We start from the raw sequence: 25,976 nt of genomic DNA, 5'->3' as shown, positions 1-25,976 counted from the left end.
AGCGTGGGGCGGGTACTGCGGTGCCGTCGGTCCGGCAGAGCGGCCGCGCCTGTGGTGGGGCGGGCGGGGGCCTGGTGACGCAGGCATCCGGGGCGCGTTCCGTGCCGATTGGGCGAGGACCGCGGGGACGTCCGGACGGGATTCAACGTATGGCACCCCGTGCCACTCGGCAAGGCACTACGTGCCAAGAATTTCTCTCAATTGCCGATTGACCTGCGCATATGAGCGATGATCGATCAGAGTTACCCGCGAGTAGGGGCAACTCGGACAAACAGCAGTGGCCGCCCCCGGAACGGGAGCGGCCACTGTGACGAGGGCGACTTACTTGTTCTTGAGCGCTTCTTCGATGGTCCGCATGACCTCGTCGAGCGGGGCGTCGGTCCGGGCCACCGCGACGAGCACCTCGCCCTCGGTGCGCACCGCGGTCTGCGGGGCCGCTCCGGCGCCGGCCAGGGTGCGGCCCGCGCCGATCCCGGAGCCGAAGGTCTTGCGCACGATGCCGAAGGCGTGGTCCAGCTGCGCCTCCACGTCCCCCTGGCCGCCGGCCCGCAGCCAGCGCCGCAGCACGTGGTTGTGCGCGGTCACCACCGCCGAGGCGGCCACCTCCGCCAGCAGCGGGTCGTCGTTGCCGTCGTGGGGCTCGGTCTCGTCGAAATGGGCCAGCAGGTAGCGGGTGAACAGCCGCTCGTAGCGGGCCACCGAGGCGATCTCCCGCTCCCGCAGAGCCGGCACCTCGCGGGTCAGCCGGTAGCGCTCCACGGACACCGCCGGCGAGGCGGCGTACATCTTCATGACCTCCTTGATCCCCCGGCACACCGTGTCGAGCGGGTGCTCGTGCGCCGGGGCCACGTCCAGGACCGCCTCGGCGCGGATCAGGGTGTCGTCGTGGTCCGGGAAGATCGCCTCTTCCTTGGAGCGGAAGTGCCGGAAGAAGGTCCGCCGCGCCACCCCGGCGGCCGCGGCGATCTCGTCGACCGTCGTGGCCTCGTACCCCTTCGTCGCGAACAGCTCCATGGCCGCCGCGGCGAGCTCGCGGCGCATCTTCAGGCGCTGGGCGGCCGCCCGGCTGCCCGCCGTCCCCTCCGGGGCGTCGGACGCCGAGGCGGCGCGGGGTGAGGTCTTGGCGGGCTGGGACATAGAGCGAAAGTACTTCATCCGGGCGGGCGCGCGCGCCGGAGGGGGGTGGGAGGGGGGCGGATGCGGGGGAGGGCCCGCACTGGGCTCGGGAGGGTATGTCCGCCGTGAGGGTCCGGCGGACCCGAGCAGCCCTCCCCACGCATCCTGCTCAGGGCCCGGCGGGTTACCGGCGGGCGTACTCACGGAAACCGCGGCCGGTCTTCCGGCCCAGGCAGCCCGCCGCCACCAGGTGCTCCAGCAGCGGCGACGGGGCCAGGCCCGGGTCGCGGAACTCCTGGTGGAGCACCTTCTCGATGGCCAGCGACACGTCCAGGCCGACCACGTCGAGGAGCTCGAAGGGCCCCATCGGGTAGCCGCCGCCCAGCTTCATCGCGGCGTCGATGTCGTCGAGGCTCGCGTAGTGCTGCTCGACCATCTTGACCGCGTTGTTCAGGTACGGGAACAGCAGCGCGTTCACGATGAACCCCGCCCGGTCCCCGCAGTCCACCGCGTGCTTGCGGACCTTCCCGCAGACCTCGCGGACCGTGGCGTGCACGTCGTCGGCGGTCAGGACGGTCCGGACCACCTCGACCAGCTTCATGGCCGGCGCCGGGTTGAAGAAGTGCATGCCGATCACGTCCTGCGGGCGCTCGGTGGCCCGTGCCACGGCGATCACCGGCAGCGAGGAGGTGGTGGTGGCCAGCACCGCGCCCGGCTTGCAGACCTTGTCCAGGCCCGCGAAGAGCTGCTGCTTGACCTCCAGGTCCTCGGCGACGGCCTCCACGGCCAGGTCCACCTCGGCGAAGGCCTCCAGCGAGCCGGCCGGGGTGATCAGGTCGAGGGTCTGCGCCGCGGCGTCCTCGGTCAGGCGGCCCCTGGACACCGCACGGCCCAGGGACTTCCCGATCGCGGCCTTCGCGGCCTCCGCCTTCTCCTGGCTCCGGGCGGCCAGCACCACCGGGTAGCCGGCCTGCGCGAAGACCTGCGCGATCCCGCTCGCCATGGTCCCGGAGCCGGCCACGCCGACCGAGTGGACCGGGCGGCCGGAGCCCAGCAGCGAGCCGTCCAGCGGGGTCTGCAGGTCGCGGACGATCTTGGAGCTGCCCGGGGCCTCGTACGTGTAGAAGCCGCGGCCCGCCTTCTGCCCGGTCAGGCCGGCCTCCACCAGGTGGCCCAGGATCGGGGCCGGGGCGTGCAGCCGGTCGCCGGAGGAGGCGTACATGGCCTCCAGGACGGTCCGGGCGGTGTCCACGCCCACCAGGTCGAGGAGGGCCAGCGGGCCCATCGGCAGGCCGCAGCCCAGCTTCATCGCCGCGTCGATGTCCTCGCGGGAGGCGTACTTGGCCTCGTACATGGCCGCGGCCTGGTTCAGGTAGCCGAAGAGCAGGCCGTCGGCGACGAAGCCGGGCCGGTCGCCGACCGCGACGGGCTCCTTGCCGAGCTCCCGGGCCAGGGCGGTGACCGCCTCGACCGCGACCGGGGACGTCAGCACGCTGGAGACGATCTCCACGAGCTTCATCGCCGGGGCCGGGTTGAAGAAGTGCAGGCCCAGGACGCGCTCGGGGCGCAGCGACTCGGCGGCGAGCCGGGTCACGGACAGCGCGTTGGTGCCGGTGGCCAGGAGGGTGTCGGGCCGGACGACCGCGTCCAGCTCCTCGAAGACCCGGTGCTTGAGGTCGTAGTCCTCGGGGACCACCTCGATCACCAGGTCGGCGTCGGCGGCGGCGGAGAGCTCGGTGGAGGTGCGGAAGCGGGCGAGGACCTCCTCGCGCTCCCGCTCGGTGAGCTTCTCCTTGGCCACCGAGCGGGCCGTGGCGGCCGCGAGGGCCCCGGCGGCCCGGCGGACGGCCGCCTCGCTGACGTCGATGCCGACGACCTCGCGGCCGGACCGGGCGAGGACCTCGGCGATGCCGGTGCCCATGGTGCCGAGGCCGACGACGGCGACGGTGCGCAGGGAGGAGGGGAGGGAGGAGGGACTGGACGTGGACGGAAGGTCCATCGCGGGACTCCAGTGGAATGAGGGTGACGACTGGGAGGGCGCGCGCGGTGCACGGTGCGCGCGGGGTGCCGTACGGCCCGTCGTGCGGGCGTACGGGGGCGGGGCATACGGGGCGGTCGGGAACGCGGCGCACGACGCCGTGCCCGGGGGCGTGCGTCGACGCGGTGCGTGGAGAGCCGTACGGCGTGCCGGGGTGGGGCTGCTGCCCTTCGAGGCGGCCCTGGTGGCCGTGCCCGGAGGACGGGCGCGGCGGGCCTGGCGGCACGACCCTGTCCCGGGGTCCTGCCGTGCGTACGGGTGGAGCGGTGAACCGACTGGCACGGGGCGGCTGCGTCACCAGGCCGGTCCCGTGCGTATGGAAGAGACAGTAACTCCGCGGTAACCCGCGCGCCAGAGCGCGGAGATGTGACCTGTACCGCCCAAATGTACCGATCATCGATGATCGATCAGCGGACGTCCGGAACTCCGGCGAACCGGGCGTGGCGCGGCGCGCGGAGCCCTAGGGTGGCCGCGTGAACGAGGTACTGGAACGCCTGCGGGCCGAGTCGGACGGATCCCCCGGGTACGAGGAGCTGCTGGCGGCCGGCCCCGACGGGCTGGCCGCCTCGCTGACCTCGGCCGGGCAGCCCCTGTGGGCCCGCGAGCTGGCCGCGTACCGGCTGGGCATGGCCCGGGACCGGCGCGCCTTCGAGACGCTGGTCCTGCTGCTCAACCACCGCGACCCCGCCCGCTGCGAGGCCGCGGCGCAGGCCCTCGGTGTGCTCGACGACCCGCGCACCGCCCGCGCGGCCGCCGCCCTCGCCACCAACACCCTGCGCACCGCCTACGCCCTGCACCCGGTGCGGCTGCTGGCCGCGCTGCGGGCGCCCGAGTCGGCCCCCGCCCTGATCTCGACCCTGTCGCGGCTGCTGGCCCCGCACGACCCGTACTGGCGGGTGGCGCTGGCCTGCGTCGAGGGCCTGGGCGCCCTGGCCGACACCCGGGCCCGCGACGTCCTGGTCCGCGCCCAGGCCCACCCCCGGCTGGCCCTGGCGGCCACGGACGCCCTCAACCGGCTGATGACCCACCACCCCGACGCGTAGTCCCTGGCCGGGCGGGCGTTCGAGGCGCTGGGGGAGGGTCTGGGGGCGGAGCCCCCAGGAAGCCTCAGCCGCGGAAGCCCAACAGGCCGTGCAGGGCGGCCCCGCCCGCCGAGGACGGGACCGCCCGCGTCTGCGTCGTCGGCTTCGGGGCCGGCTGCGCCGGGCAGGTGGCGTCGGAGGCCTGACCCGTCCTCAGGTACGCCGCCAGCTTCTCGTCCAGGCACTTGTTGCCCGCCAGCGCGATGCCGTGGTTGCCGCCGCCCTGCTCCACCACCAGCGCCGAGCCCGCCAGCCGGCGGCGCATGCTCACCGCCCCCTCGTACGGGGTCGCCGCGTCCTCCGTGGCCTGGAACAGCAGCGCTCCCGGGAGCGCGGTGTTCGTCACGTCCGGGGCCCGGAGCGGCTCCTCCGGCCAGAACGCGCACGGCGCGTTGTACCAGGCGTTGTTCCAGGTCATGAACGGCGCCTTGGCGTGCGTGCGCCACATGTCGGCCCGCCAGGTGTTCCAGTCCCTGGGCCACGCGGAGTCCCGGCACTGCACGGCCGTGTACACGCTGTAGGAGTTGCCCGCCGAGGGCTCCACCGCGCCGAACCGCTCGTACGCCGCCACCAGCGGCTTCGGGTCCTGCTTCACCGCGTACGCCGCGAACGCCTCGGCCAGGTGCGGCCAGTAGCCGTTGTAGTAGCCGCCCGGCATGTACGTGTCCTCCAGCTCGGCCGGGCCCACCTTCCCCCCGGCCGGGGTCCCGCGCAGCGCCTCGCGCATCGCGTACCAGCGCCGCTCGACGGCGGCCGGGTCGGTGCCCAGGTGGTACGTGGAGTCGTACTGCGCCACCCAGGCCAGGAAGGCCTTGTGGCGGGCGTCGAAGGCCTGGTCCTGGGCCAGGTTGTCCTCGTACCAGACCCCGCCGGGGTCGACCACGGAGTCCAGGACGAGGCGGTGCACCCGGTCCGGGTGCAGCTTGGCGTACACCGCGCCCAGGTAGGTGCCGTAGGAGTAGCCGAAGTAGCTGAGCTTCGGCGCCCCCAGCGCCGTCCGCAGCACCTCCAGGTCGCGGGCGGCCGAAACGGTGCCCACGTACGGCAGCACGTCCGCGTGCTTGGCCTGGCAGGACTCGGCGAACGAGCGCACCCGGTCCAGATTGGCCTGCTCCGTCGCCGCGTCCAGCGGTACCGAGTCCGGCCGTACGGGCTTGAAGTGCCCGGCCCCGCAGTCGAGGGCGGGCTCGCTCTTGCCCACGCCCCGGGGGTCGAAGCCGATCACGTCGAACCGGCCCGCCACGTCCTTGGGCAGGGCGGACGCGACGAACCCGGCCAGCGCGCGGCCGCTGCCGCCCGGGCCGCCGGGGTTGACCAGCAGGGGGCCCTGGAAGGAGGAGCCGGAGGCGGTGTGCGGGACCCGGGTCAGGGCCAGGGAGATCTGCCGCCCGGCGGGCCGCTCGTGGTCGAGGGGGACCTTGAGGGAGGCGCACTGCAGCGTCGGGTAGCGGGGGGTCGCGCAGCCGGTCCAGCGCAGCCCCGCGGCGGCCGGTGCGGGGGCCGGGGCGGCGGCGGTGACGGGACTCGCGAGGGCCGCGGCGACCGTGGAGATCGCCAGCAGCAGGGCGGCGCGCCTCTTCACGGGGCCGCGCTGCTTCGGGGGGTGCGGAACGGGGTGGAGCATGGGGCCTCCCAGCCGAGGGGTCTGGGCGGAATCGTCCCGGAAACCGCGCCCGGAAAGCGGGATTGGGCCGCCCATTGGCCCGATGTGATGACCCCTCGGGCGGCGTCCGGGTCACGGCGTCGCCCGCGGTGACGTGCCGGGAGTCCGCCCGGCCCGGCCCGGCCGGGCGCGCCGCGCGCCCCCGGACCGGCCCGCGCACCGCCGGTACCGGGGGCCGCAGATGGAGTACCGCCGGTGCCGCCGCGCCGACCCGGACGGGCCGGGATCCGCCCGGCCCGGATTTGGGCGGCCGCCCCGGAGGTGGTTGGCTTGCCGCGAAGAACGGACACAACTGCTGGAGGAACAGCTATGGCGCAGGTCGAGGCCACCACGGAGCGCATCATCGGGGCCGACGCGGAGACCGTCTTCGACGCGCTGGCGGACTACACCGGCACCCGGGGCAAGCTGCTCCCCGAGCACTTCAGCGAGTACGAGGTGCGCGAGGGCGGCGACGGCGAGGGCACCCTGGTCCACTGGAAGCTCCAGGCCACCAGCAAGCGCGTCCGCGACTGCCTGCTGGAGGTCACCGAGCCCACGGACGGCCAGCTCGTGGAGAAGGACCGCAACTCCTCCATGGTCACCACCTGGACCGTCACCCCGGCCGGCGAAGGCAAGTCCAAGGCCGTCGTCAGCACCGTCTGGAACGGCGCGGGCGGCATCGGCGGCTTCTTCGAGCGCACCTTCGCGCCCAAGGGCCTCGGCCGCATCTACGACACCGTCCTCGACAACCTGGCCCGCGAGGTCGAGGCCTGACCGCCTGACCCCGGCCGCCGGCCGCCGTCAGGGCAACTCCCCACGCGCGGCTCACCGGTTCGGGTGGAATTCCCGGACCCCCGGCGGACGTCCCGGCCGCCCCGGCCGCACCCGCGTCAAGCCCCGCCCCCGCGCCCCGCGCGTCCCGGGCGCGGCCCCCGGGCCGGGGCGCGCCCGGACGGCTAGGGTGGGGCTCCTGTCGACCCGACACCACCGGGGGGCCCGATGAAGATCCTCATCTCAGCCGACATGGAAGGCGCCACCGGCGTCACCTGGCCCGCCGACGTGCTGCCGGGGACCCCGCAGTGGGAACGCTGCCGGTCCATGTTCACCTCCGACGTCAACGCCGCCGTCCTCGGCTTCTTCGACGGCGGCGCCGACGCGGTCCTCGTCAACGAGGCCCACTGGACCATGCGCAACCTGCTGCTGGAGAAGCTCGACGCCCGCGCCGAGATGATCACCGGCCGGCACAAGTCCCTCTCCATGGTCGAGGGCGTCCAGCACGGGGACGTCGACGGCGTCGCCTTCGTCGGCTACCACACCGGCGCCGGCGCCGAGGGCGTCCTCGCCCACACCTACCTCGCCAACTCCCTCACCGGGGTCTGGCTCGACGGACTGCGCGCCAGTGAGGGCGTCCTCAACGCCCATGTCGTCGCCGAGTACGGCGTCCCCGTCATCCTCGTCACCGGCGACGACCTGACCTGCGCCGACGCCGCCGGCTACGCCCCGGACGCCCGCACCGTCGCCGTCAAGGACCACGTATCGCGCTACGCGGCGGTCTGCCGCACCCCGGCCCGCACCGCCGCCGACATCCGGGCCGCCGCCACCGAGGCCGTGAAGCTCGCCGTCCGGCACGAACCGGTGCGCGGCGGACCGCACACGACGGAGGTGGAGTTCGACGCGGAGCACCTGTCGATGGCCGCCACCGTCGTCCCGGGCGTCGAACGGACCGGCGAACGCCGGATCGCGTACACCAGCGGGACCATGTACGAGGCGATCCGCACCTTCAAGGCGGTCACCACGGTCGTCTCGGCGGCTCTGGAGGAGCAGTATGGCTGACATGCAACGGCTGAACGGCGGCCCCGGCGCGGCGGGCCCCCCCGCGACGGACCCCCACGCCCCGGCCGACGCCCTGGACGCGGCGGCGTTCGAGGAGGTGGTCGCGTTCACCTCGGAGCTGATCCGCATCGACACGAGCAACCGGGGCGGCGGCGACTGCCGGGAGCGGCCCGCCGCCGAGTACGCCGCCGAGCGTCTCGCCGCCGCCGGGCTGGAACCCGTCCTCCTCGAACGCACCCCGGGCCGCACCAACGTGGTGGCCCGCCTGGAGGGCACCGACCCCTGCGCCCCCGCCCTCCTCGTCCACGGCCACCTCGACGTGGTCCCCGCCGAGGCCGCCGACTGGAGCGTCGACCCCTTCTCCGGAGAGGTCCGCGACGGGGTGGTCTGGGGCCGCGGCGCCGTCGACATGAAGAACATGGACGCGATGGTGCTGGCCCTCGTCAGGGCCTGGGCGCGCACCGGCGTCCGGCCGCGGCGGGACGTGGTCATCGCCTTCACCGCCGACGAGGAGGACAGCGCCGTCGACGGCTCCGGCTTCCTCGCCGACCACCACCCGCACCTCTTCGAAGGCTGTACCGAGGGCCTCAGCGAATCCGGCGCCTTCACCCTGCACACGGGAGCCGGCCGGGCCCTCTACCCCATCGCCGCCGGCGAACGCGGCACCGCCTGGCTGAAGTTGACCGCGCACGGGACCACCGGGCACGGCTCCAAACCCAACCGGGACAACGCCGTCACCCGCCTCGCCGCCGCCGTCGCCCGCATCGGGGCGCACGAGTGGCCACTGCGCCTCACCGACACCGTCGCCGCCTGCATCACCGAACTCGCCGCCGTCCAGGGCCTGTCCGTCGACCCGCGCGTCCCCGGCACCGACCTCGAAGCGGTCCTCGGCAAACTCGGACCGGCCGCCGCCCTCGTCGAGGCCACCCTGCGCAACAGCGCCAACCCGACCATGTTCAGCGCCGGTTACAAGCTCAACGTGATCCCCGGCCGCGCCACCGCCCACGTCGACGGCCGCACGCTGCCCGGCGGCGAGGCCGAGTTCGCCGCCGTCCTCGACGAACTCACCGGCCCCGGCGTCGACTGGGAGTTCCACCACCGGGAGGTCGCCCTCGAAGCCCCCGTGGACGGCCGGACCTACGCCGTCCTGCGCGAGGCCGTCGAACACTTCGACCCCGACGGGCACGCCGTCCCGTTCTGCATGGCGGGCGGCACCGACGCCAAACAGTTCTCCCGCCTCGGCATCACCGGCTACGGATACTCCCCGCTCAAGCTGCCGCCCGGCTTCGACTACTGGTCCCTCTTCCACGGCGTGGACGAACGGGTCCCCGTCGACGCCCTGCACTTCGGGGTCCGCGTCCTGGACCGCGCCCTGCGGACCCTGTGATGGGGGCCCGGTGATGGCCGCGGCCGCCCCCTGCGCCCCCTACGGCAGCTGGCCCTCGCCGCTCACCGCCGCCCAGGCGGCCGCCCACGACGGACGCCCCGAGTACGTCGGCACCATCGGCCCCGAGGTGTGGTGGACCGAACCCCGCCCCGAGGAGGGCGGCCGCCGCACCCTGGTGCGCCGGCCCGCCGACGGCGGCCCCGCCCGGGCGGTGCTGCCCGCCCCCTGGAACGTGCGCAGCCGGCTCACCGAGTACGGCGGCCTGCCCTGGGCGGGGGCCGAACGGGCCGACGGGGGACCGCTGGTGGTCTTCGTGCACCACGCCGACCAGCGGCTCTACGCCTACGAGCCCGACGCCCCCGGCGCACCGCCGCCCCGCCCGCTCACCCCGCTCTCGGCGGTCGGCGGCGGGCTGCGCTGGGCCGACCCGGTGCTGCGCGGCGGCGAAGTCTGGTGCGTGCTGGAGGAGTTCACCGGCCCCGCCCCCGGCGACGTACGCCGCGTCGCGGCCGCCGTCCCGCTGGACGGCTCCGCCGCCGCCGACCGGTCCGCCGTACGGGAGCTCACCGGCGACCGGCACCGCTTCCGCACCGGTCCGAAGCCCTCCCCCGACGGGCGCAGCGCGGCCTGGCTGGTGTGGGACCACCCCCGCATGCCCTGGGACGGCACGGAACTCCAGCTGGCCGACGTCCGCCCCGACGGCACGCTCGGCCCGGCCCGCACGGTCCTCGGCGGGCCGGACGAGGCCGTCGCCCAGGCGGCGTGGGCGGCCGACGGGAGCCTGCTCGCGGTGAGCGACCGCAGCGGCTGGTGGAACCCCTACCGGGTGGACACCGGCGGCGGCGGGCCCGTCGCCCTCTGCCCCCGCGAGGAGGAGTTCGGCGGCCCCCTGTGGAAGCCGGGGCTGACCTGGCTGGCGCCGCTGCCGGAGGGACCGGTGGCCGTCCTCCACGGCCGGGGCTCCTGCGTCCTCGGCGTCCTCGACCCCGACAGCGGCGACCTCGTGGACGCCGCCGGCCCCTGGACGGCCTGGCAGCCCGGCCTCGCCGTCAGCGGCACCCGCGTCTACGGGGTCGCCGCCAGCCCGCGCAGCGCGTACGAGGTCGTCGAGCTGGACACCGCCACCGGGCACGCCCGGGTGGTCGGCGCCCCGGCCGCGGACCCCGTGGACCCGGCGTACTACCCCGAGCCGCAGAGCCGTACCTTCCCCGGCCCCGGCGGCCGTGAGATCCACGCCCACGTCTACCCGCCCCACCACCCCGCCCAGCGCGCCCCCGCCGAGGAGCTCCCCCCGTACGTGGTGTGGGCGCACGGCGGCCCCACCGACCACGTCCCGCCCGTACTGGACCTGCACATCGCCTACTTCACCTCGCGCGGCATCGGCGTCGTCGAGGTGAACTACGGCGGCTCCACCGGCTACGGCCGCGCCTACCGCGAGCGCCTGCGCGAACAGTGGGGCGTGGTGGACGTGGAGGACTGCGCGTCCGTGGCCCGCGCCCTGGCCGACGAGGGCACCGCCGACCCCGCCCGCCTCGCCATCCGGGGCGGCAGCGCGGGCGGTTGGACGGCCGCCGCCTCCCTGGCCGCCGGCGGCCCGTACGCGTGCGCCGCGGTCATCTACCCGGTCCTGGACCTGCGGGGCTTCGCCGCCGAGACCCACGACCTGGAGTCGCACTACATCGACGGGCTGGCCGGCCCGCCGCAGACCCTGGAACTGCGCTGCCGGGAACGCTCGCCCGTGGCCCGCGCCGACCGGATCACCGCCCCGTTCGTCCTCCTCCAGGGGCTGGACGACCCGGTCTGCCCGCCCGCCCAGGCGGAACGCCTGCTGGCCGCCCTGCGCACCCGGACCCCGGTGGTCCCGCACGCGTACCTCGCCTTCGAGGGCGAGGGCCACGGCTTCCGCCGGGCGGAGACGATGGTCCGTGCCCTGGAGGCCGAACTCTCCCTCTACGCCCAGGTCTTCGGCCTGGACAGGCCGGACGTGCCGCGGCTGGAACTGGACGGGGGCTGAAGCGGCGCCTCAGGCCGGACCGCGGGGGGCGGGGCTCAGGCCGTCTGAAGCCAGACGCGCAGCGGGCCGATCGGGGCGAACCCGGCGCGGACGGCGGCGTCCAGGCCGTCCCCGTGCTCGTAGCCCACCACCGGCAGGCCGGGCCAGTGGCGGGCGGCCGCGTCCAGGGCGGCGGGCCAGGCGGAGTCGATGTCCTCGCCGCTCCGACCGAACACGTTCGAGACGCCCACCACACCGCCGCCCGTGCTGAGGACGGCCCCGGCCGCGATCCGGCCCTCGACGTAGCCGGCCAGGAAGACGATGCCCTCCCGCACCAGCCCGGGGTGGAACAGTCCCGTACCCTCCCCGCCGGACCAGGCCGCCTCCCAGGCCCGCAGCTGCCCGTGGGGCCCCTCGACCTCGTCCCACTCCGGCCCGCCCCCGGCGGAAGCGGCGGCGGCCGGCGCGGCGGCGGCCCCCGCCGGGCGGTGGATCCACTGCGCCTCGAACAGCACCTCGAACCCGGCCGGGGCCAGGTCGAGCGAGGCGAAACTGTCCTTCACCGAGCAGCCGGGCGTGGCGGTGTCGACCCCGGCGAGCACGTCGGCGGCCGACGCCGCGGGGGTGAGCGTGACGGCGTCGGGGTACAGCGGCGGAGTACGCCGGGGACTGCACCACAGGGTGCGGCGGAAGTGCCCGCCACGGGAAACGGCCCCGCACCACTCGGCGTTGTTGCGGGCGGCGGCACGGAGCAGCCCGGAGATGTCCGGTTCGTTGATCACACCCGGGATGCTGCCACGGCCCGTAGCCTGGAGCGATGCCATATTCCACGTCCCCGTACCTGAGCGAGGGCGAGCGGGTCGGGCTGCGCCCCTTCCGGCCCGCCGACGGACCGGAGTTCACCGCCCGGGTCCGCGAGAGCCGCGCGCTGCACGAACCGTGGCTGTACCCGCCGGACACCCTCGACGCGTACGAGCCGTACGCCGCCGGCCTGGCGGAAGGCGGACTCCGGGCCGGCTTCCTGGTCTGCGAGCTCACCGGCGGGGCCATCGCCGGGTTCGTCAACGTCAACAACATCGTGCGGGGCGCCTTCCAGTCCGGGGCGCTGGGGTACGGGGCCTTCGCGCACGCGGCGGGGCGGGGGCTGCTGGGGGAGGGGCTGGACCTCCTCCTCGCCCACGCCTTCGCGGACACCGGCCTGGGGCTGCACCGGCTGGAGGCGAACATCCAGCCGGGGAACACGGCGTCGATCGCCCTGGTGCGGGGGAGGGGGTTCCGGCTGGAGGGCCTGTCCCCGGACTTCCTCCACGTCGCGGGCGCCTGGCGCGACCACGAACGCTGGGCCCGCACCGCCCCGGCACCCTGACGCCGCGCGGCGCCCCCCCGCGCCCGCACCCGGACACACGCTCGGCCGCGCCCCTTTGCGTAATCCTGACCGGTGGTCATGCGCGGAACCCCTGTGCACCGGCCCCACCGCCGTGTTCCATTCCCCCATGGCCACCACCGTCCGACGTGTCCCACTGATCCTCCCCGCCGCCCCCCTGGGCCCCGACAACCCCCTGCCCGCCCTCCGCGCCCCCGACGGGGTGCACGACCTGGACGAGCGCTCGCGCGCGGGGCTGCCGCGCGACATGGCCCGTCAGATCGGGTACGAGCCGCTGCGCTCCCTGCTCCCGGTCCGGATCCGCGACGGGTACGGACGGCGGCGCGAGGAGCGGGAGTTCGAGGCGGTCGTCATCGACAACGGACGGCTGCGCGCCACCGTGCTGCCCGGCCTCGGAGGGCGGATCCACTCCCTCGTCCACCTCCCCACCGGCCGTGAACTCCTCTACCGCAACCCGGTGTTCCAGCCCGCGAACTTCGCCCTCAACGGCGCCTGGTTCTCCGGCGGCGTCGAGTGGAACATCGGCGCGACCGGCCACACCGCCCTGTCCTGCGCCCCGTTGCACGCCGCGCTGGTGCCGGCGCCCGACGGCGGGGTGATGGTGCGGCTGTGGGAGTGGGAGCGGCTGCGCGACCTGCCGTTCCAGGTGGACCTGTGGCTGCCGGAGGACTCGGACTTCCTGTACGTCGGGGTCCGCGTGCGCAACCCGCACGAACGTCCCGCCGCCGTCTACTGGTGGTCCAACACCGCCGTCCCCGAGAACTCCGGCACCCGGGTGCTCGCCCCCGCCGAGGAGGCCTGGCACTTCGGGTACGAGCGGGCGCTGCGCCGGATCCCCGTACCCCGGTGGGAGGACGCGGACCGCAGCTACCCGCTGGACAGCACCTACCCCGCCGACTTCTTCTACGAGGTCGAGCCCGGCGCCGCCGCCCGGCCCTGGATCGCCGCCCTCGACGCCGACGGGCACGGCCTGGTCCAGGCCTCCACGGGGCTGCTGCGCGGGCGCAAGCTGTTCGTGTGGGGCGCGGGTCCGGGCGGCCGGCGCTGGCAGGAGTGGCTGACGGAGCCCGGCACCGGCGGCTACGCGGAGATCCAGGCCGGGCTCGCCCGGACCCAGCTGGAACACGTACGGCTGGACGCCGGGGCGGAGTTCAGCTGGCTGGAGGCGTACGGGCCGCTGTCCGCGGACCCCGCCGCGGTGCACGGCGACGACTGGGCGGCGGCGCGTGCCGCCGCCGGGTCGGCACTGGACGCGGCGCTCCCGCCCGGCACCCTGGACGCGGCCCACGAGGCGTGGCGGCGCGGCTCAGCCGACGCCGAGCCGGACGGCGGGCCCGCGGAGTGGCTGGCGCGGGGCTCGGGCTGGGGCGCGCTGGAGGTGCTGCGCGGGGGCTACTCCCTGCCCGGCACCCCGTTCCCCGAGGCCGTCCTGGAGGAGGCCCAGGAACCCTGGCTGGCGCTGTGGCGGACCGGCGTCCACCCGACGCCGCGGCGGGTGGTCCCGCCGGGGCCGAGCCTGGTCGCCGCGCACTGGCGCGACATGCTGGAGACCGCCCCGGCGGACCCGCTGACCGAGTACCACCTGGGCGTGGCCCAGTGGCACGCGGGGGACACGGCCCAGGCCGTACGCAGCTGGGAGCGCGGGCTGGCGCTGGCGCCGTCGCGGTGGCCGCTGCTGAGGTGCCTGGCGGTGGCGGACGCGCTGGCCGGGGATCCGGAGCGGGCGGCCGACCGGTACGCGGAGGCGTTCGAGGACCTGGCGGCGGAGAGCGGGGGCGGCGAGGCGTGGACGGCGGCGGAGTCGGCGCTGGGCCGCGAGGCGATGACCGCCCTGCTGGCGGCGGGCCGGCCGGCGGGGGCGCGGGCGGTGTGGGAGCGGCTGCGGCCCGACCTGCGGGAACAGGGGCGCTTCCGGCTGCTCGCCGCGCGGCTGCTCGCGGCGGAGGGGCACGTGGGGGCGGCCCGGCGGGTCTTCGAGGAGGGCTTCGAGGCGGCGGACCTCCGGGAGGGGGAGGAGACGCTGGAGGAGGTCTGGTCGACGGTCTCGGCCGCCCCCCTCCCGGCCCCGTACGACTTCCGCATGCGGCCTCCGACGTAGCCCCCGGGGCTGGGGGCTCCGCCCCCAGACCCCGATTGAGCGCACCGGGCGCGGAGCGCACGGTGTCGGGGTCCGGGTCCGGGGCGGAGTTCCGGTGAGGGGGAGAGGGGTGGGGCGGGGACGGCTCCGCGCAGCGGGGTTACGGCGACCCCGTCAGGCTCGGCACAGCAGCTCGCCGTTCAGGACCGAGAACCACGCGTCGGCCGCCGCCCCCCACTCCCGCCACGCGGCGGCGACCCGCTCCAGGTCGCCCCCCACGGCGTGCCCCCCGCCCACGGCCACCTCCGCGTACGACGACGCCGTCGTCCGGTCCGCCCACAGCGCGGACCACCACGCCACCTCCTCCGGCGCCGCATAGCACCAGGCCGTCGCCGACGCCCGCACCTCGGTGAAGCCCGCCGCCCGGGCCCACGACAGCAGCCGCCGCCCGGCGTCCGGTTCGCCGCCGTTCGCGCGGGCGACCCGCCGGTACAGCTCCTGCCACTCCTCCAGCCCCGGCGTGGCCGGGTACCAGGTCATCGCCGCGTAGTCGGCGTCACGCACGGCCACGATCCCGCCCGGCCGGCACACCCGCCGCATCTCCCGCAGGGCCCGTACCGGGTCGCCCACGTGCTGCAGCACCTGGTGGGCGTGGACCACGTCGAAGGCGTCGTCCGGGAAGTCCAGCGCGTGGACGTCCGCCACCGCGAAGTCCACCGCCCCCTCCAGCCCCCGCTCCGCCGCGTACGCGGCCGCCGCCTCCAGGACGTCCGCCGCCGCGTCGACCGCCGTGACCCGCCCGCCGGGAGCCACCAGTTCCGCCAGGTCCGCGGTGATGGTGCCCGGGCCGCAGCCGACGTCCAGCACCCGCATGCCGGGGCGCAGCTCGCCGATCAGGTAGGCGGCCGAGTTGGCGGCGGTGCGCCAGCGGTGCGAGCGCAGCACCGACTCGTGGTGGCCGTGCGTGTAGACGGCCGTCTCGTGCGCCTGGACCTCGCTCATGGTGGGCTCCTCCTCGTCGTCGAAGTGCTGTGATCACCGTAGGGGATTCGCCCGCGATGCGAGATCCTCGTTTTGACATGTGGACACCCTCCTTTCATGCCAAGGGGATTGGCCGGGCCCACGGCAGGGCAGTGGCAAGGGGGTGCGGGGACGAGGACAGTGGGCCGCAGGGGGACGCCGAGGACGGTGAGGACGATGCCGCAGAGCCTGCCGGAGAGCCTGCCGGAACAGCACGCCGCGGCTCTTCGGCTGTTCGGTGAGCGGGTGCGGGCGGTCGCGGACGGCCAGTGGGCGGCCCCGACCCCCTGTAGCGAGTGGACCGTGCGGGACCTGGTCAACCACGTCACGGGCGAGCAGCTCTGGACCGTGCCGCTGGTCACGGAAGGGCGGACGGCGGCGGAGGTCGGCGACGAGCTGTCCGGGGACCTGCTCGGCGAGGACCCCGTGGGGGCGTGGGAGCGGGCCGCGGCTGCCGCGCGGGCGGCCTTCGCCGCGCCCGGCGCGCTGGAGCGCACGGTCGGGCTCTCGTACGGGCCGACGCGCGCGGCGGCGTACTGCGCGGAGCTGACCGCCGACTGCGTCGTCCACGCCTGGGACCTCGCGCGGGCCGTCGGCGCGGACGACCGGCTGCCGGCCGGCCTCGTCGAGTTCTCCCTCAAGGAGGTCATGCCGTACGCCGACGGGCTCGCCGCGAGCGGGCTGTTCGACGCGCCGCTGGAGGTGCCGGCCGGGGCGGACGCCCAGACCAGGCTCCTGGCCCTGCTGGGGCGGCGCGGATGACGCTCCCGGGGCGGGTAGGGGTGGGAAGGATGCGCGGACCACGCACGCGGGTAGCGGGCATTACGGCGGAAATAATCGTATAAAGGGCACGTCTCAAGGGTGCGGGTAGCGGGTAGCGGGAAGGCGGGCACGTGGCGGGGATGGCCGAGGGGACGACGGAAGGACCGGCCGGGGCCGGGGTATGGCGCCTGGCGCCGGAGGGGCGCGGCCCGGTCAGGTACGGGCCGCCGGCCCCCGAACCGGGCCTGCCCGTCCTGCCGGAGCTGCGGGCGGTCCTCGCCGGGGCGGCGGACCGGGCCGCGCCCGAACCCCCGGGTGGCGGCGAGGCCGTACGCGAGGCCGCCTGCCGGCACTGGGGGCGGCGCGGCCTCGCCACCGAGCCGGAGTACGTGGCCGCCGGGCCCGGCGCGCCCGCCCTGCTGCTCGCGCTGCTCGGCGCGTACGGCGGCGACGTGATGCTGCCGCGCCCCTGTCCCGCCTGGTGGACGCCGCAGGTCCGGCTGCTGGGACGGCGGGCCTACCACGTGCCGACCCCGGCCGAGTGCGGCGGCGTACCGGACCCGTACGCCCTGCTGGAGACCGTACGGCGGGTGCGCGCCGAGGGCGGCGACCCGCGCGTGCTGCTGCTGTCGGTGGCCGACGACCCGACCGGCACCGTGCCGCCGCCCGAGATGCTGCGCGAGGCCTGCGAGGCGGCCGAGACCGCCGGGCTGTTCGTGGTCAGCGACGAGAGCTGGCGCGACACCGTCCACCGGCCGCACGACACGCTCGTGCTGAGCCCCGCCGAGATGCTGCCGGACACGGCGGCCGTGCTGATGGACCTGTCCGGCGCGCTGCTTCCGGGCGGCTGGCCCGCCGCCGTGGCCCGCTTCCCGGCCACCCCGCGCGGTACCTGGCTGCGCGCCCGCACCCTCGACATCCTCACCGCCACCGGCGCCCTGCCGGCCGGCCCGGTCGCGGCGGCCGCCGCGCACGCCCTGGAGGAGCCGGACGCCGTCGCCGGGCGGGCCTACACGGCGGCCGCCCTGCACGGTGTGGTGGCGGCGGCCGTGCACCGGGAGCTGCTGGCCGTCGGGGCGCTCGCCCGGCCCCCGCAGGCCGGGCGCCACCTGTACGCGGACCTCACCCCGCTGCGCACCGGCCTGGCCCGGCACGGGGTGGGCGACGCGATGGAGCTGGAGGACTGGCTCGGCGCGCGGCTCGGCTCGCCCACGCCCGGCGGGCAGCGGTTCGCGGACGAACTGGGCGCGCTCCGCGTCCGGCTGTCGACCGGCCCGCTGCTGGGCGCCACCCCGCAGGAACGGCTCGTCGCGCTCGGCTCCCGCGCACCGCTGGAGCTGCCGCACGTCCGGGGCGCCCTCGACCTGCTCGGCTCGGTGCTGGCCGGGCTGGCCGACTGAAGCCCGACGCCCAGCCCGCCCGGCCGCCGCTGAACGGAGACCGCCAGATGAGGGACCACCCGCAGCCCCCGCCCCCCACCGCCCCCGCCCCGCCCGGCCCCCCGCCCGCACCCGCGGGCCCGTCCCCGTCCGACGCGCCCCGTCCCGAGACCGCCCTACCCCCGGCCGCCGGCCCCCGTCCCCGGCCCCTCGGGGAGGTGCGGAGCTGGCCGCGGTCGTTCGGGGACCGGCTGACCACACCGCTGCCCGGGGTGCGGGCCTTCGCGCGGCTGGCACGGGAAGGGGCCTTCCGGCCGGGCCCCGAGGGGCTCAGGGGGATCCCCGACCTGCCGTACCGGCCCGCGCCGCTGCCCGCCGTGGGGCCCGGCGAGGTCGGTGTGACCTGGGCCGGGCACGCCTCCTGGGTGGTGCGCACCGGCGGGCTGACGGTGCTGACCGACCCCGTCTGGTCCCGGCGGATCCTCGGCACCCCGGCCCGGATGACGCCCCCGGGAGTGCCCTGGGAGCAACTGCCGCCGGTGGACGCCGTGGTGATCAGCCACAACCACTACGACCACCTCGACGCCCCCACCCTGAGGCGGCTCCCCCGGGACACCGCCCTGTTCGTCCCCGCCGGACTCGTCCGCTGGTGCCGCCGCCGGGGCTTTCGCCGGGTGACCGAGCTCGACTGGTGGGAATGCGCCGAACTGGGCGGCGTACGCTTCGAGTTCGTCCCCGCCCACCACTGGTCCAAGCGCTCCCTGCTGGACACCTGCCGCACCCTGTGGGGCGGCTGGCTGCTCACCGACCGGGCCGGCGGCGGCCGCACGGTGTACTTCGCGGGGGACACCGGCTACGGACACTGGTTCGGCGAGATCGGCGCCCGCCACCCCGCCATCGACCTCGCGCTCCTGCCCATCGGTGCCTACGCCCCGCGCTGGTGGCTGCGCGACGTGCACGCCGACCCGGAGGAGGCCGTACGGGCCTTCCTCGACCTCGGTGCCCGCCGGATGGCGCCGATGCACTGGGGCGCCTTCGTCCTCTCCGCGGAACCGGTCATGGAACCCCTGCACCGGGTCCGGGCCGCCTGGGCCCGCGCGGGCCTGCCCCGCGAGGACCTCTGGGACCTGCCGGTCGGCGCCTCCCGCACCCTCGGCGCGGCCGCCGGGACGGCGGGCCGGGGCCCTTCCGCCGCGCGTGAGGCCCCGTAAGATCGACTTCCATGGACCTCCCCAGCGCGGAATTGCGGATGACCGCCCCGCCCCCGGGCCGGGTGACCCTCTCGGACCGCCGCACGCGCCGCAGTTGGGAGGTGGAACTCGCCCCCTACCGGCTCGCGGTGTTCCCCGTCACCCAGGCCCTCTACGCCGAGGTCACCGGCGCCCGCCCGAGCACCGCCCGCGGCGACCGGCTGCCCGTCGAGGGCGTCTCCTGGTGGGACGCGGTGCGCTTCTGCAACGCCCTCTCCCTGCGCACGGGCCTCACCCCCGCCTACGCCCTCCAGGACGGACGGGCCGCCTGGGACCACACCGCCGACGGGTACCGGCTGCCGACCGAGGCCGAATGGGAGCACGCCTGCCGCGCCGGCACGGACGGACCGCACTACGGCCCCCTCGACGAGATCGCCTGGTACCGCGCCAACTCGGCGGAGACCCTCCACGAGGTCGGCGGCAAACGGCCCAACCCCTGGGGCCTGCACGACATGCTCGGCAACGTCTGGGACTGGTGCTGGGACGTCTACGACCCCGAGGTCTACGGTGACTACCGGGTGCTGCGCGGCGGCGGCTGGTTCGACGAGCCCTGGAGCCTGCGCGCCTCCGCCCGCCGCCGCAGCCACCCCGACTTCCGGGTCGACGACGTGGGGTTCCGGCTGGCCAGGTCCGGTCCGGCTGACATGCCCCTGTCGTAGATCACCGGCCTGGCATACCGTGCCACCACGGAACATCCCCGTGGAGGAAGGCGCGTACGCACGTGGACGACGGTGAGCTGCTGTTCCTGGGCGCGGCCCGGCAGGCGGAGCTGGTAAGGGCGGGGAAGGTGACGGCGCGGGCCCTCGCGGAGGCCTCGCTGCGCCGGATCGAGGCGATCGACCCGCGGCTGGGCGCGTTCCGCGTGGTGCGTCCCCGCGAGCAGGTCCTCGCCGAGGCCGATGCCCGCGACGCCGCCCTGGCGGCCGGCGCGGAACTGCCCTTGGCGGGCGTGCCCGTCGCGGTCAAGGACGAGCTCGACGTGGCAGGGGAGGTCACCACCTTCGGCGGCGCCGCCAACCTCACCCCCGCCGCCCGCGACAGCGAGGCGGTGCGGCGGCTGCGGGCGGCCGGCGCGGTGGTCGTCGGCAAGACCGCGATGCCGGAGTTCGGACAGTGGCCGTTCACCGAGTCCGCCGCCCACGGACGCACCCGCAACCCCTGGGACACCACCCGCACCCCCGGCGGATCCAGCGGAGGCAGCGCCGCCGCCGTCGCGGCCGGCCTGGTCGGCGCCGCGCTCGGCGGCGACGGCGGCGGGTCCATCCGCATCCCCGCCGCCTGCTGCGGCCTGTTCGGCCTCAAACCGCAGCGCGGCCGCGTCCCCACCGCCCCGCAGCCCCACCTCTGGCACGCCCTCGGCACCATCGGCCCGCTCACCCGCGGCGTGGCCGACAGCGCCCTGCTCTACGACGTCCTCGGCGGACCGGCGGAGGGCGACCGCTGGGCGGCCCGGCCCACCGCCACCAGCTTCGCCCGGGCGGCCGCCACCGAGCCGGGCCGGCTGCGGATCGCCTGGTCGGCCAAGCCCGCCGTGCCCGGGGTACGCCCCCACCCCGAGCACGTGGCCGCCCTGCGGCGGACCGCCCAGCTGCTGCGCGAACTGGGGCACGACGTACGGGAGGTGACCCCGCACTACCCCGACGCGACGGCGGCGTTCCTCCCGCAGTTCTGCGGGGGCGTGCGGGCGGAGGCGGCGGTCGTGGAGCGGCCGGAGCTGCTGGAGCGCCGCACCCGGCAGACCCTGCGGCTGGCCCGGCTGGTCCCGGAGGCCGCCGTGGAACGGGCCGTACGGGCGGGGGAGCGGCTGGCGGTCCGGGCGGCGCGGGTCTTCGCGGGGGCGGACCTGCTGCTCACCCCGACCCTCGCCGCCCGGCCGCGGGCGGTCGGCGCGCTGGACGGGGCGGGGCTGGCGGGGGCGCTGCTGCGGTCGCGGCCGATGGTGGCGTACACCGCGCTGTGGAACGTCACGGGGCACCCGGCCGCGTCCGTCCCGGCGGGCTTCGGGACGGACGGCCTGCCGCTCGCCGTCCAGCTGGTCGGGCGGCCGCACGACGAACCGACCCTCCTGAGCGTGGCCGCCCAACTGGAATCCGCCCGCCCCTGGACCTCCCGCGTCCCGGCCCTGGCCACCTGAGCCCCGCTGCCCGCCCTTCGCCTCACACGCCGAGGGCTGATCTCAGCCCCGCCGACGTGTGAGGCGCGGGGTCTGGGGGCGGAGCCCCCGGAGAACGGGTGAAGGGCGGGTAGGGGACCTCCGCCCCGCGCAGCGGCGCCTTCCGGCCCCGGTCAGGTGTCGTCCCCCGTGGCCGGGGCGGGGCCGGGAAGGAAGCGGCCCGCCTTCAGGGCGAGTTGGCTCGCGAAGTACGCCGCCGCGTCCGGCCGCATCCGCGCCAGCGCCACCATCCCCGTAATGATCACGTCGCACACCTCGTCGTGCACGTCCTCCCAGCTGTGCGAGCGCCCCTTCCGCGGGTTCGACCCGGTCGCCCCGATCACCGCCTGCGCGGCCTCCCCGAACTCCTCCCCGATCTTCAGCACTTGCAGGACATGGCTCTGCGGCGCCACCACCCCCCGCTCGGCCGCCGCCGCCTCGAAGCGGGCGGCGAGGGCGTGGACCGTCTGCCACGCGGAGTCGGTACCACCGCGGAGTTGATCCGTCATCGGCCGTCGTCACCCCTGTCGTCCCGGAGGGCAGGAGCCTACCCCTCCCGCCGCCGCCCACCCCCCAGCCGCCGCCACACCCCCGGCCCCGCGCTGACCAGCACCGTCAGGACCACCGCCGCGGCCACGCCCTTCCACGGCTCGGAGAACAGCGAGCCGCCCAGGATCCCGATCAGCCCGTACGTCACCGCCCAGGCCAGGCAGGCGGGCGCGTCCCCCCGGGCGAACCGCCGCAGCGGCAGCCCGCCCAGCAGACAGGCCAGCATCACCGGGATCCGGCCCGCCGGAACCAGCCGCGACAGCACCAGGACCAGCACCCCGTGCTCCTCCAGCCCCACCCGCGCCCGCTCCAGCCGCTCCGGCGCGGCCCGCCGGCGCAAGGACTCCAGCATCCGCGAGCCGCCCCGCGAACGCACCCCCCGCCGCCCCAGCCAGTACAGCGCGACGTCCCCGGCGAAGGCCGCCGGCGCCGCCACCGCGCACACCACCAACACCCCCAGCGGCAACGTCCGCTGATGGAACGCCACCACCGCGGCCGAACTCACCAGCGCCCCCGTCGGGATCACCGGCACCAGCGCCCCCAACGCCACCAGCACGAACAGCGCCGGGTACCCCACCGCCCGCTGGGTGGTCTCCGGCGGCACCCGCCCGGCCACCTCCGCCGCCCCCTGCAGCCACCCCGTCACGGCAGCCGCACCCGTTCCCCGTGCGCCGGGACCCGTACCGCCACCTTCGGCGCGAGCACCCCCGCCAGCCGGGCGAACTCCCCGCCCGGCGCGTGGAACTCGTGCGGCCGCACCGCGTCCATGCCGATCGGCCAGTACGTCCCGTAGTGCACCGGGACCGCGGCCAGCGGCGCCAGCCGTGCCAGCGCCCGCGCCGCCCCCTCCGCGTCCAGGTGCCCGGGCCCCAGGTACGGCCCCCAGCCGCCCACCGGCAGCAGGGCCACGTCCAACGGCCCGGTCTCCTCGGCCATGGTGTCGAACAGCCCGGTGTCCCCGGCGAAGTACGTCCGGGCCGCGCCCTGCACCACGTACCCCAGGGCCCGCACCCGCCGCGGTCCGAACGGCACCCGCCGCCCGTCGTGCCGGGCGCTCACCGCCCGCACCCGTACGCCCTCCCCGACCGGGACCTCCTCGCCCGCGACGACCTCCGTCACCACCAGGCCCCGCGCCCGCGCCAGCCGCCCCAGCCCCGGCACCGCCCGGCGGGCCCCGCGCGGCACGACCAGCCGGGTGCCGGGCGCCAGCCGGGCCAGCGACGGCAGGTGCAGGTGGTCGGCGTGCAGGTGCGACACCAGCACCGCCTCCGCCTCGGCGGCCTCCGGCGGCGGCACCGCCCCCCGACGGCGCCGCAGATGGGCCAGCCGCCGCGCGAACAGCGGGTCCGTCAGCACCCGCACCCCCGAGTCCCGCACCGTACAGGTGGCATGCCCCCACCAGGTGATCTCCACCGGCACCCCGCACCCCCTTTCCCTCGCCCCCTTGAGCCTAGGCCCTGTCCGGCCGGATTCGCCTGGAAGCGGAACTCTCCCGCCCCCTCCTCCCCGGGCCCGGATCGGAGTAGGGTTCGGCGCCATGGATGCGCTGCGCGTGGCCGCGATCGCCAGCCTGGCCCCGCTCGAAGACCTCGATGCCGACCCCTTCGCCGTGGACACCCGGAGCCAGCACGCCATGTGCGCGCGCTGGGCCGCGGCCCAGGGCTACGTGGTCACCCGGCAACTGCTCTTCTACGGGCTGCGGGCCGATCACTGCGGGCTCTGGAGCGACGTGGACGCCGGCCAGGTCGACCTGTTCGTCGCCCCCAACCGGAGGGTCCTGACCCGCGCGCTGCGCTCCGTCGAGGAGTTCGCCGCCGAGTGCGCGCGGCGCGGCGTCCGGCTGGAGACGGCCGGACTCGACGAGCCCAGCTACACCCCCGCCATGAAGGCCGAGGTGCACCGCAGGCTGTCCATGCCGACCGCCGGCTACGACGGCACCTGAGACGCCGTCCGGTCCCGTCCCGTCCGCCCCCTCCCGCCCGTCCCCGTACTCCCGTGCGCCATCCGTGACGCGCGGCCTGACGCGCCGCCCTGTGCGACGCTGGCGAGGGGCCCGCGGGCGCGGCGCGGGACCGGGGCACCCCGGAGGGGTCCGGGGGAGACACGAGGCGGGTGCGTCATGGGGCGGTGGCGGGAGCGGTGGCGGGCCATGGGCGGCGCGCTGGTGCGGGTGCTCCTCGTGTGGGCGGTGTCCACGCTCACCCTGCTCGTGCTCGCCGCCCTCCTGCCCGACTTCCGCCTCCAGTCCGCCGACGGAGACAGCGTCACCCGGGTCGGGCTGACCGCCGCCTGGGGCGCCGGCGCCTTCGGCCTGCTCACCGCCCTGGTCTGGCCGGTCGTCGTACGGGCCCTGCTGCTGGTGCCCGCCCTGGTGCTCGGCCTGCTCGTCTTCTTCCTCAACGGCTCCCTGCTGCTCATGGCCCTCAGCCTGATCCCCGACGACCGGGGGGCGGCCGCCGCCCCCGAGACGGCGGTGGTCGTCGCCGCCGCCATGTCCGCCGTCGCCTCGGCCACCTCCACCGCCCTCGCGGTCCGCGACGACGAGGCGTACCGGCGCCGGCTGTACCGGCTGGCCGCCCGGCGCCGCCGCCGGCGCGGACCACCCCCCGGCGGCGGCCCGGGACTGGTCTTCCTCCAGCTCGACGGAGTCGGCTACCGGGTGCTGCGCCGGGCGGCGGCCGAGGGGCTGATGCCCACCGTCGCCGACTGGCTGGAGCACAGCCACCGGGTCATGCCCTGGCGCACCGACTGGTCCAGCCAGACCGGCGCCAGCCAGCTCGGCATCCTGCACGGCACGAACTTCGACGTACCGGCCTTCCGCTGGTACGAGAAGGACACCGGCGAGGTGATGGTCTGCAACCGTCCCACCAGCGCCGCCGAACTCGAGCGCCGGGCCGTGGCGCGCACCCGCGACGGCGGACTGCTCACCCTGGACGGGGCCGGCCGCGGCAACCTGTTCAGCGGGGGCGCCGACCAGCTGGCGCTGGTGCTCTCCGTCGCGGCCCGGCGCGGCCGCGCCAACCGCTCCCGGGCGGGCTACTTCGCGTACTTCTCCGACCCGGCCAACGCCGTCCGCACCGCGCTGTCCTTCGTCGCCGAGGCGGCCCGGGAGATCGGCCAGTCGCTGCGCTCCCGGCTGCGCGACGAGCACCCCCGGGTGGCGCGCGGCGGGCTCTACCCGCTGATCAGGGCCTTCGCGACGGTCGTCGAACGGGACGTGGTGGTCTCGGCGGTGATCGGCGACCTGCTCGCGGGCCGGTCGGCCGTCTACGCCGACCTGGTCGCCTACGACGAGGTCGCCCACCACTCGGGCCCGCACGGGCGGGACACCGACCGGGTGCTCGCCCGGCTCGACCGCAGCCTCGCCCTGATCGCGCGGGTCGCCGAGCACGCCCCGCGCGAGTACCGCTTCGTCCTGCTGTCGGACCACGGCCAGAGCCCGGGGGAGACCTTCGCGGGCCGCTACGGGCTCGGCCTGGAGGAGCTGGTCCGGGCGGGCTGCGGGCTGCCCGTCCCCCGCCGGGCCGGCCGCACCCGCAGCGGGGCCGAGGCCCGGGCGGCGGTGCTGGCGGCCCTGCACCGGCCGGTGGAGGAGGGCGGCGAGGGCGCCCGCCCCGGGCCGGGACCGGACCCGGTGGTGCTCGCGTCCGGCAACCTCGGGCTGATCTCCTTCCCCGCCCTGCCGGGCCGGGCCTCCCGCCGTTGGATCGAACGGGCCCACCCCGCCCTCCTGCCCACCCTGGCCGGCCACCCGGGGGTGGGCTTCCTGCTGGTCGACGGGGAGGTGCTGGGCCCCGGCGGAGCCTCGGCGCGGCTCGACGTCCCCGGGGCGGCGGAGGAACTGCTGTCCGCGTACGGGCCGGGCGCGGCCGACGCGGTCCGCCGGACGGACTCCTTCCCGCACGCCGCCGACATCATGGTCAACTCGGCGTACGACCCCCGGACCGGGACCGTGCACGCCTTCGAGGAGCAGATCGGCTCGCACGGCGGCCTGGGCGGGGAGCAGGGGCGCCCCTTCCTGATGTGGCCCACCGACCTGTCGGCGCCCGGACCGGACCTGGTGGGCGCCGAGGCCGTGCACGAGGTCCTGCGGCGCTGGCTGCGCGAGTCGGACGGCCCCCAGGTCCCCCTCCAGATGCGGCAGGACGATCATCGGCAGGAGGATCACCGGCCGGAGGGCGAATCTAGCGGAGCCTTTCCTTCCGTAGCCGGTGCGGCGCCGGACGAAACCCGGTGATTTGGTGCCGGCTTCCCCGTGGTCAACCATGTGTTCACCTGCCCACCATGTGAGACACCCCGAGGCGCACCACCG

22 protein-coding genes are annotated in these 25,976 nt (G+C 76.2%); 14 read left to right on the top strand and 8 right to left on the bottom strand.

Annotated elements, in window-relative coordinates:
- Positions 1-321: 321 nt before the first annotated feature.
- Positions 322-1,137, bottom strand: a complete 816-nt coding sequence (locus tag ACFY0O_RS16475) for a TetR family transcriptional regulator (protein ID WP_388947377.1) — start codon at positions 1,135-1,137, stop codon at positions 322-324.
- A gap of 163 nt (positions 1,138-1,300) precedes the next feature.
- Positions 1,301-3,115 carry a 3-hydroxyacyl-CoA dehydrogenase family protein gene (locus ACFY0O_RS16470; protein ID WP_388947376.1) on the bottom strand — a complete coding sequence of 605 codons (1,815 nt, stop codon included), beginning with the start codon at positions 3,113-3,115 and terminating at the stop codon, positions 1,301-1,303.
- A 512-nt stretch (positions 3,116-3,627) separates the two neighbouring features.
- Between ACFY0O_RS16470 and ACFY0O_RS16465 the strand changes: the two genes are divergently transcribed.
- Positions 3,628-4,197, top strand: a complete 570-nt coding sequence (locus tag ACFY0O_RS16465) for a HEAT repeat domain-containing protein (RefSeq protein WP_388947375.1) — start codon at positions 3,628-3,630, stop codon at positions 4,195-4,197.
- A 64-nt stretch (positions 4,198-4,261) separates the two neighbouring features.
- Here the strand turns inward: ACFY0O_RS16465 and ACFY0O_RS16460 are convergent, their stop codons facing one another.
- Positions 4,262-5,860, bottom strand: a complete 1,599-nt coding sequence (locus ACFY0O_RS16460) for an alpha/beta hydrolase (RefSeq protein WP_388947374.1) — start codon at positions 5,858-5,860, stop codon at positions 4,262-4,264.
- A 348-nt stretch (positions 5,861-6,208) separates the two neighbouring features.
- Here ACFY0O_RS16460 and ACFY0O_RS16455 point away from each other — a divergent pair, with 348 nt between their 5' ends.
- The 4 genes from ACFY0O_RS16455 (at position 6,209) to ACFY0O_RS16440 (ending at position 11,112) form a co-directional block, all read left to right on the top strand.
- Complete coding sequence (locus tag ACFY0O_RS16455) at positions 6,209-6,652, top strand: SRPBCC family protein (RefSeq protein WP_042813038.1); 444 nt, start codon at positions 6,209-6,211, stop codon at positions 6,650-6,652.
- 225 nt (positions 6,653-6,877) lie between these two features.
- Entirely contained in the window at positions 6,878-7,711 is an 834-nt protein-coding gene (locus tag ACFY0O_RS16450; RefSeq protein ID WP_358899257.1) for a M55 family metallopeptidase, read from the top strand.
- Position 7,712: 1 nt separating this feature from the next.
- Positions 7,713-9,098, top strand: coding sequence for a M20/M25/M40 family metallo-hydrolase (locus ACFY0O_RS16445; RefSeq protein WP_388947528.1), 1,386 nt, complete (start codon positions 7,713-7,715; stop codon positions 9,096-9,098).
- Positions 9,099-9,111: 13 nt separating this feature from the next.
- The gene (locus ACFY0O_RS16440; protein ID WP_388947373.1) at positions 9,112-11,112 is read left to right on the top strand and encodes a prolyl oligopeptidase family serine peptidase; all 2,001 of its coding nucleotides are present in this window, start codon (positions 9,112-9,114) and stop codon (positions 11,110-11,112) included.
- Positions 11,113-11,147: 35 nt separating this feature from the next.
- Here ACFY0O_RS16440 and ACFY0O_RS16435 read toward each other — a convergent pair whose 3' ends face one another.
- Positions 11,148-11,873, bottom strand: a complete 726-nt coding sequence (locus tag ACFY0O_RS16435) for a hypothetical protein (protein WP_388947372.1) — start codon at positions 11,871-11,873, stop codon at positions 11,148-11,150.
- 35 nt (positions 11,874-11,908) lie between these two features.
- Between ACFY0O_RS16435 and ACFY0O_RS16430 the strand changes: the two genes are divergently transcribed.
- Positions 11,909-12,457 carry a GNAT family N-acetyltransferase gene (locus ACFY0O_RS16430; RefSeq protein WP_388947371.1) on the top strand — a complete coding sequence of 183 codons (549 nt, stop codon included), beginning with the start codon at positions 11,909-11,911 and terminating at the stop codon, positions 12,455-12,457.
- Positions 12,458-12,584: 127 nt separating this feature from the next.
- Positions 12,585-14,573 (top strand): DUF5107 domain-containing protein, encoded by a 1,989-nt coding sequence (locus ACFY0O_RS16425; protein ID WP_388947370.1) that lies wholly within the window; start codon positions 12,585-12,587, stop codon positions 14,571-14,573.
- Between the two features lie 153 nt (positions 14,574-14,726).
- On the opposite strand, the gene ACFY0O_RS16420 is transcribed toward ACFY0O_RS16425, so the two are convergent.
- Positions 14,727-15,554, bottom strand: a complete 828-nt coding sequence (locus tag ACFY0O_RS16420) for a methyltransferase domain-containing protein (RefSeq protein WP_388947369.1) — start codon at positions 15,552-15,554, stop codon at positions 14,727-14,729.
- Positions 15,555-15,749: 195 nt separating this feature from the next.
- Between ACFY0O_RS16420 and ACFY0O_RS16415 the strand changes: the two genes are divergently transcribed.
- The 5 genes from ACFY0O_RS16415 to ACFY0O_RS16395 all read left to right on the top strand — a co-directional run bounded on the left by ACFY0O_RS16415 (position 15,750) and on the right by ACFY0O_RS16395 (position 21,097).
- Entirely contained in the window at positions 15,750-16,334 is a 585-nt protein-coding gene (locus ACFY0O_RS16415; RefSeq protein ID WP_388947368.1) for a TIGR03086 family metal-binding protein, read from the top strand.
- 140 nt (positions 16,335-16,474) lie between these two features.
- On the top strand, positions 16,475-17,734 hold the full coding sequence (locus tag ACFY0O_RS16410) for an aminotransferase class I/II-fold pyridoxal phosphate-dependent enzyme (protein ID WP_388947527.1): 1,260 nt from the start codon (positions 16,475-16,477) through the stop codon (positions 17,732-17,734).
- A gap of 47 nt (positions 17,735-17,781) precedes the next feature.
- Entirely contained in the window at positions 17,782-18,924 is a 1,143-nt protein-coding gene (locus ACFY0O_RS16405) for an MBL fold metallo-hydrolase (protein ID WP_388947367.1), read from the top strand.
- A gap of 11 nt (positions 18,925-18,935) precedes the next feature.
- Positions 18,936-19,622, top strand: coding sequence for a formylglycine-generating enzyme family protein (locus ACFY0O_RS16400; protein WP_388947366.1), 687 nt, complete (start codon positions 18,936-18,938; stop codon positions 19,620-19,622).
- Between the two features lie 62 nt (positions 19,623-19,684).
- The gene (locus tag ACFY0O_RS16395) at positions 19,685-21,097 is read left to right on the top strand and encodes an amidase (RefSeq protein WP_388947365.1); all 1,413 of its coding nucleotides are present in this window, start codon (positions 19,685-19,687) and stop codon (positions 21,095-21,097) included.
- A gap of 152 nt (positions 21,098-21,249) precedes the next feature.
- On the opposite strand, the gene ACFY0O_RS16390 is transcribed toward ACFY0O_RS16395, so the two are convergent.
- The 3 genes from ACFY0O_RS16390 to ACFY0O_RS16380 are packed head-to-tail and all read right to left on the bottom strand — an operon-like array spanning position 21,250 to position 23,083.
- A complete protein-coding gene (locus tag ACFY0O_RS16390) occupies positions 21,250-21,624 on the bottom strand; it encodes a MazG-like family protein (protein ID WP_388947364.1) in 375 nt (124 codons plus the stop codon).
- A 38-nt stretch (positions 21,625-21,662) separates the two neighbouring features.
- Positions 21,663-22,310, bottom strand: a complete 648-nt coding sequence (locus ACFY0O_RS16385; RefSeq protein WP_388947363.1) for a DedA family protein — start codon at positions 22,308-22,310, stop codon at positions 21,663-21,665.
- Positions 22,307-23,083 carry an MBL fold metallo-hydrolase gene (locus ACFY0O_RS16380; protein WP_388947362.1) on the bottom strand — a complete coding sequence of 259 codons (777 nt, stop codon included), beginning with the start codon at positions 23,081-23,083 and terminating at the stop codon, positions 22,307-22,309. The genes ACFY0O_RS16385 and ACFY0O_RS16380 overlap by 4 nt, the downstream gene beginning before the upstream one ends.
- Before the next feature lie 118 nt (positions 23,084-23,201).
- Between ACFY0O_RS16380 and ACFY0O_RS16375 the strand changes: the two genes are divergently transcribed.
- Both ACFY0O_RS16375 and ACFY0O_RS16370 read left to right on the top strand, forming a co-directional pair.
- The gene (locus ACFY0O_RS16375; RefSeq protein WP_358897092.1) at positions 23,202-23,606 is read left to right on the top strand and encodes a hypothetical protein; all 405 of its coding nucleotides are present in this window, start codon (positions 23,202-23,204) and stop codon (positions 23,604-23,606) included.
- A 177-nt stretch (positions 23,607-23,783) separates the two neighbouring features.
- Positions 23,784-25,901 (top strand): phage holin family protein, encoded by a 2,118-nt coding sequence (locus ACFY0O_RS16370; protein ID WP_388947361.1) that lies wholly within the window; start codon positions 23,784-23,786, stop codon positions 25,899-25,901.
- Positions 25,902-25,976: the final 75 nt, after the last annotated feature.

Origin of the sequence: Streptomyces sp. NPDC001594 (genome assembly GCF_042893675.1) — a bacterium.
Taxonomy (GTDB): Bacteria; Actinomycetota; Actinomycetes; order Streptomycetales; family Streptomycetaceae; genus Streptomyces.
This window is presented reverse-complemented; position numbering and strand designations above follow the sequence as displayed.

Coding starts and splice junctions, on each gene's coding strand:
- ACFY0O_RS16405 (WP_388947367.1), top strand. CDS start 17,782: ATGAGGGACCACCCGCAGCCCCCGCCCCCCACCGCCCCCGCCCCGCCC.
- ACFY0O_RS16415 (WP_388947368.1), top strand. CDS start 15,750: ATGCCGCAGAGCCTGCCGGAGAGCCTGCCGGAACAGCACGCCGCGGCT.
- ACFY0O_RS16425 (WP_388947370.1), top strand. CDS start 12,585: ATGGCCACCACCGTCCGACGTGTCCCACTGATCCTCCCCGCCGCCCCC.
- ACFY0O_RS16420 (WP_388947369.1), bottom strand. CDS start 15,554: ATGAGCGAGGTCCAGGCGCACGAGACGGCCGTCTACACGCACGGCCAC.
- ACFY0O_RS16440 (WP_388947373.1), top strand. CDS start 9,112: ATGGCCGCGGCCGCCCCCTGCGCCCCCTACGGCAGCTGGCCCTCGCCG.
- ACFY0O_RS16400 (WP_388947366.1), top strand. CDS start 18,936: ATGGACCTCCCCAGCGCGGAATTGCGGATGACCGCCCCGCCCCCGGGC.
- ACFY0O_RS16470 (WP_388947376.1), bottom strand. CDS start 3,115: ATGGACCTTCCGTCCACGTCCAGTCCCTCCTCCCTCCCCTCCTCCCTG.
- ACFY0O_RS16430 (WP_388947371.1), top strand. CDS start 11,909: ATGCCATATTCCACGTCCCCGTACCTGAGCGAGGGCGAGCGGGTCGGG.
- ACFY0O_RS16455 (WP_042813038.1), top strand. CDS start 6,209: ATGGCGCAGGTCGAGGCCACCACGGAGCGCATCATCGGGGCCGACGCG.
- ACFY0O_RS16460 (WP_388947374.1), bottom strand. CDS start 5,860: ATGCTCCACCCCGTTCCGCACCCCCCGAAGCAGCGCGGCCCCGTGAAG.
- ACFY0O_RS16375 (WP_358897092.1), top strand. CDS start 23,202: ATGGATGCGCTGCGCGTGGCCGCGATCGCCAGCCTGGCCCCGCTCGAA.
- ACFY0O_RS16475 (WP_388947377.1), bottom strand. CDS start 1,137: ATGTCCCAGCCCGCCAAGACCTCACCCCGCGCCGCCTCGGCGTCCGAC.
- ACFY0O_RS16450 (WP_358899257.1), top strand. CDS start 6,878: ATGAAGATCCTCATCTCAGCCGACATGGAAGGCGCCACCGGCGTCACC.
- ACFY0O_RS16370 (WP_388947361.1), top strand. CDS start 23,784: ATGGGGCGGTGGCGGGAGCGGTGGCGGGCCATGGGCGGCGCGCTGGTG.
- ACFY0O_RS16390 (WP_388947364.1), bottom strand. CDS start 21,624: ATGACGGATCAACTCCGCGGTGGTACCGACTCCGCGTGGCAGACGGTC.
- ACFY0O_RS16410 (WP_388947527.1), top strand. CDS start 16,475: ATGGCCGAGGGGACGACGGAAGGACCGGCCGGGGCCGGGGTATGGCGC.
- ACFY0O_RS16445 (WP_388947528.1), top strand. CDS start 7,713: ATGCAACGGCTGAACGGCGGCCCCGGCGCGGCGGGCCCCCCCGCGACG.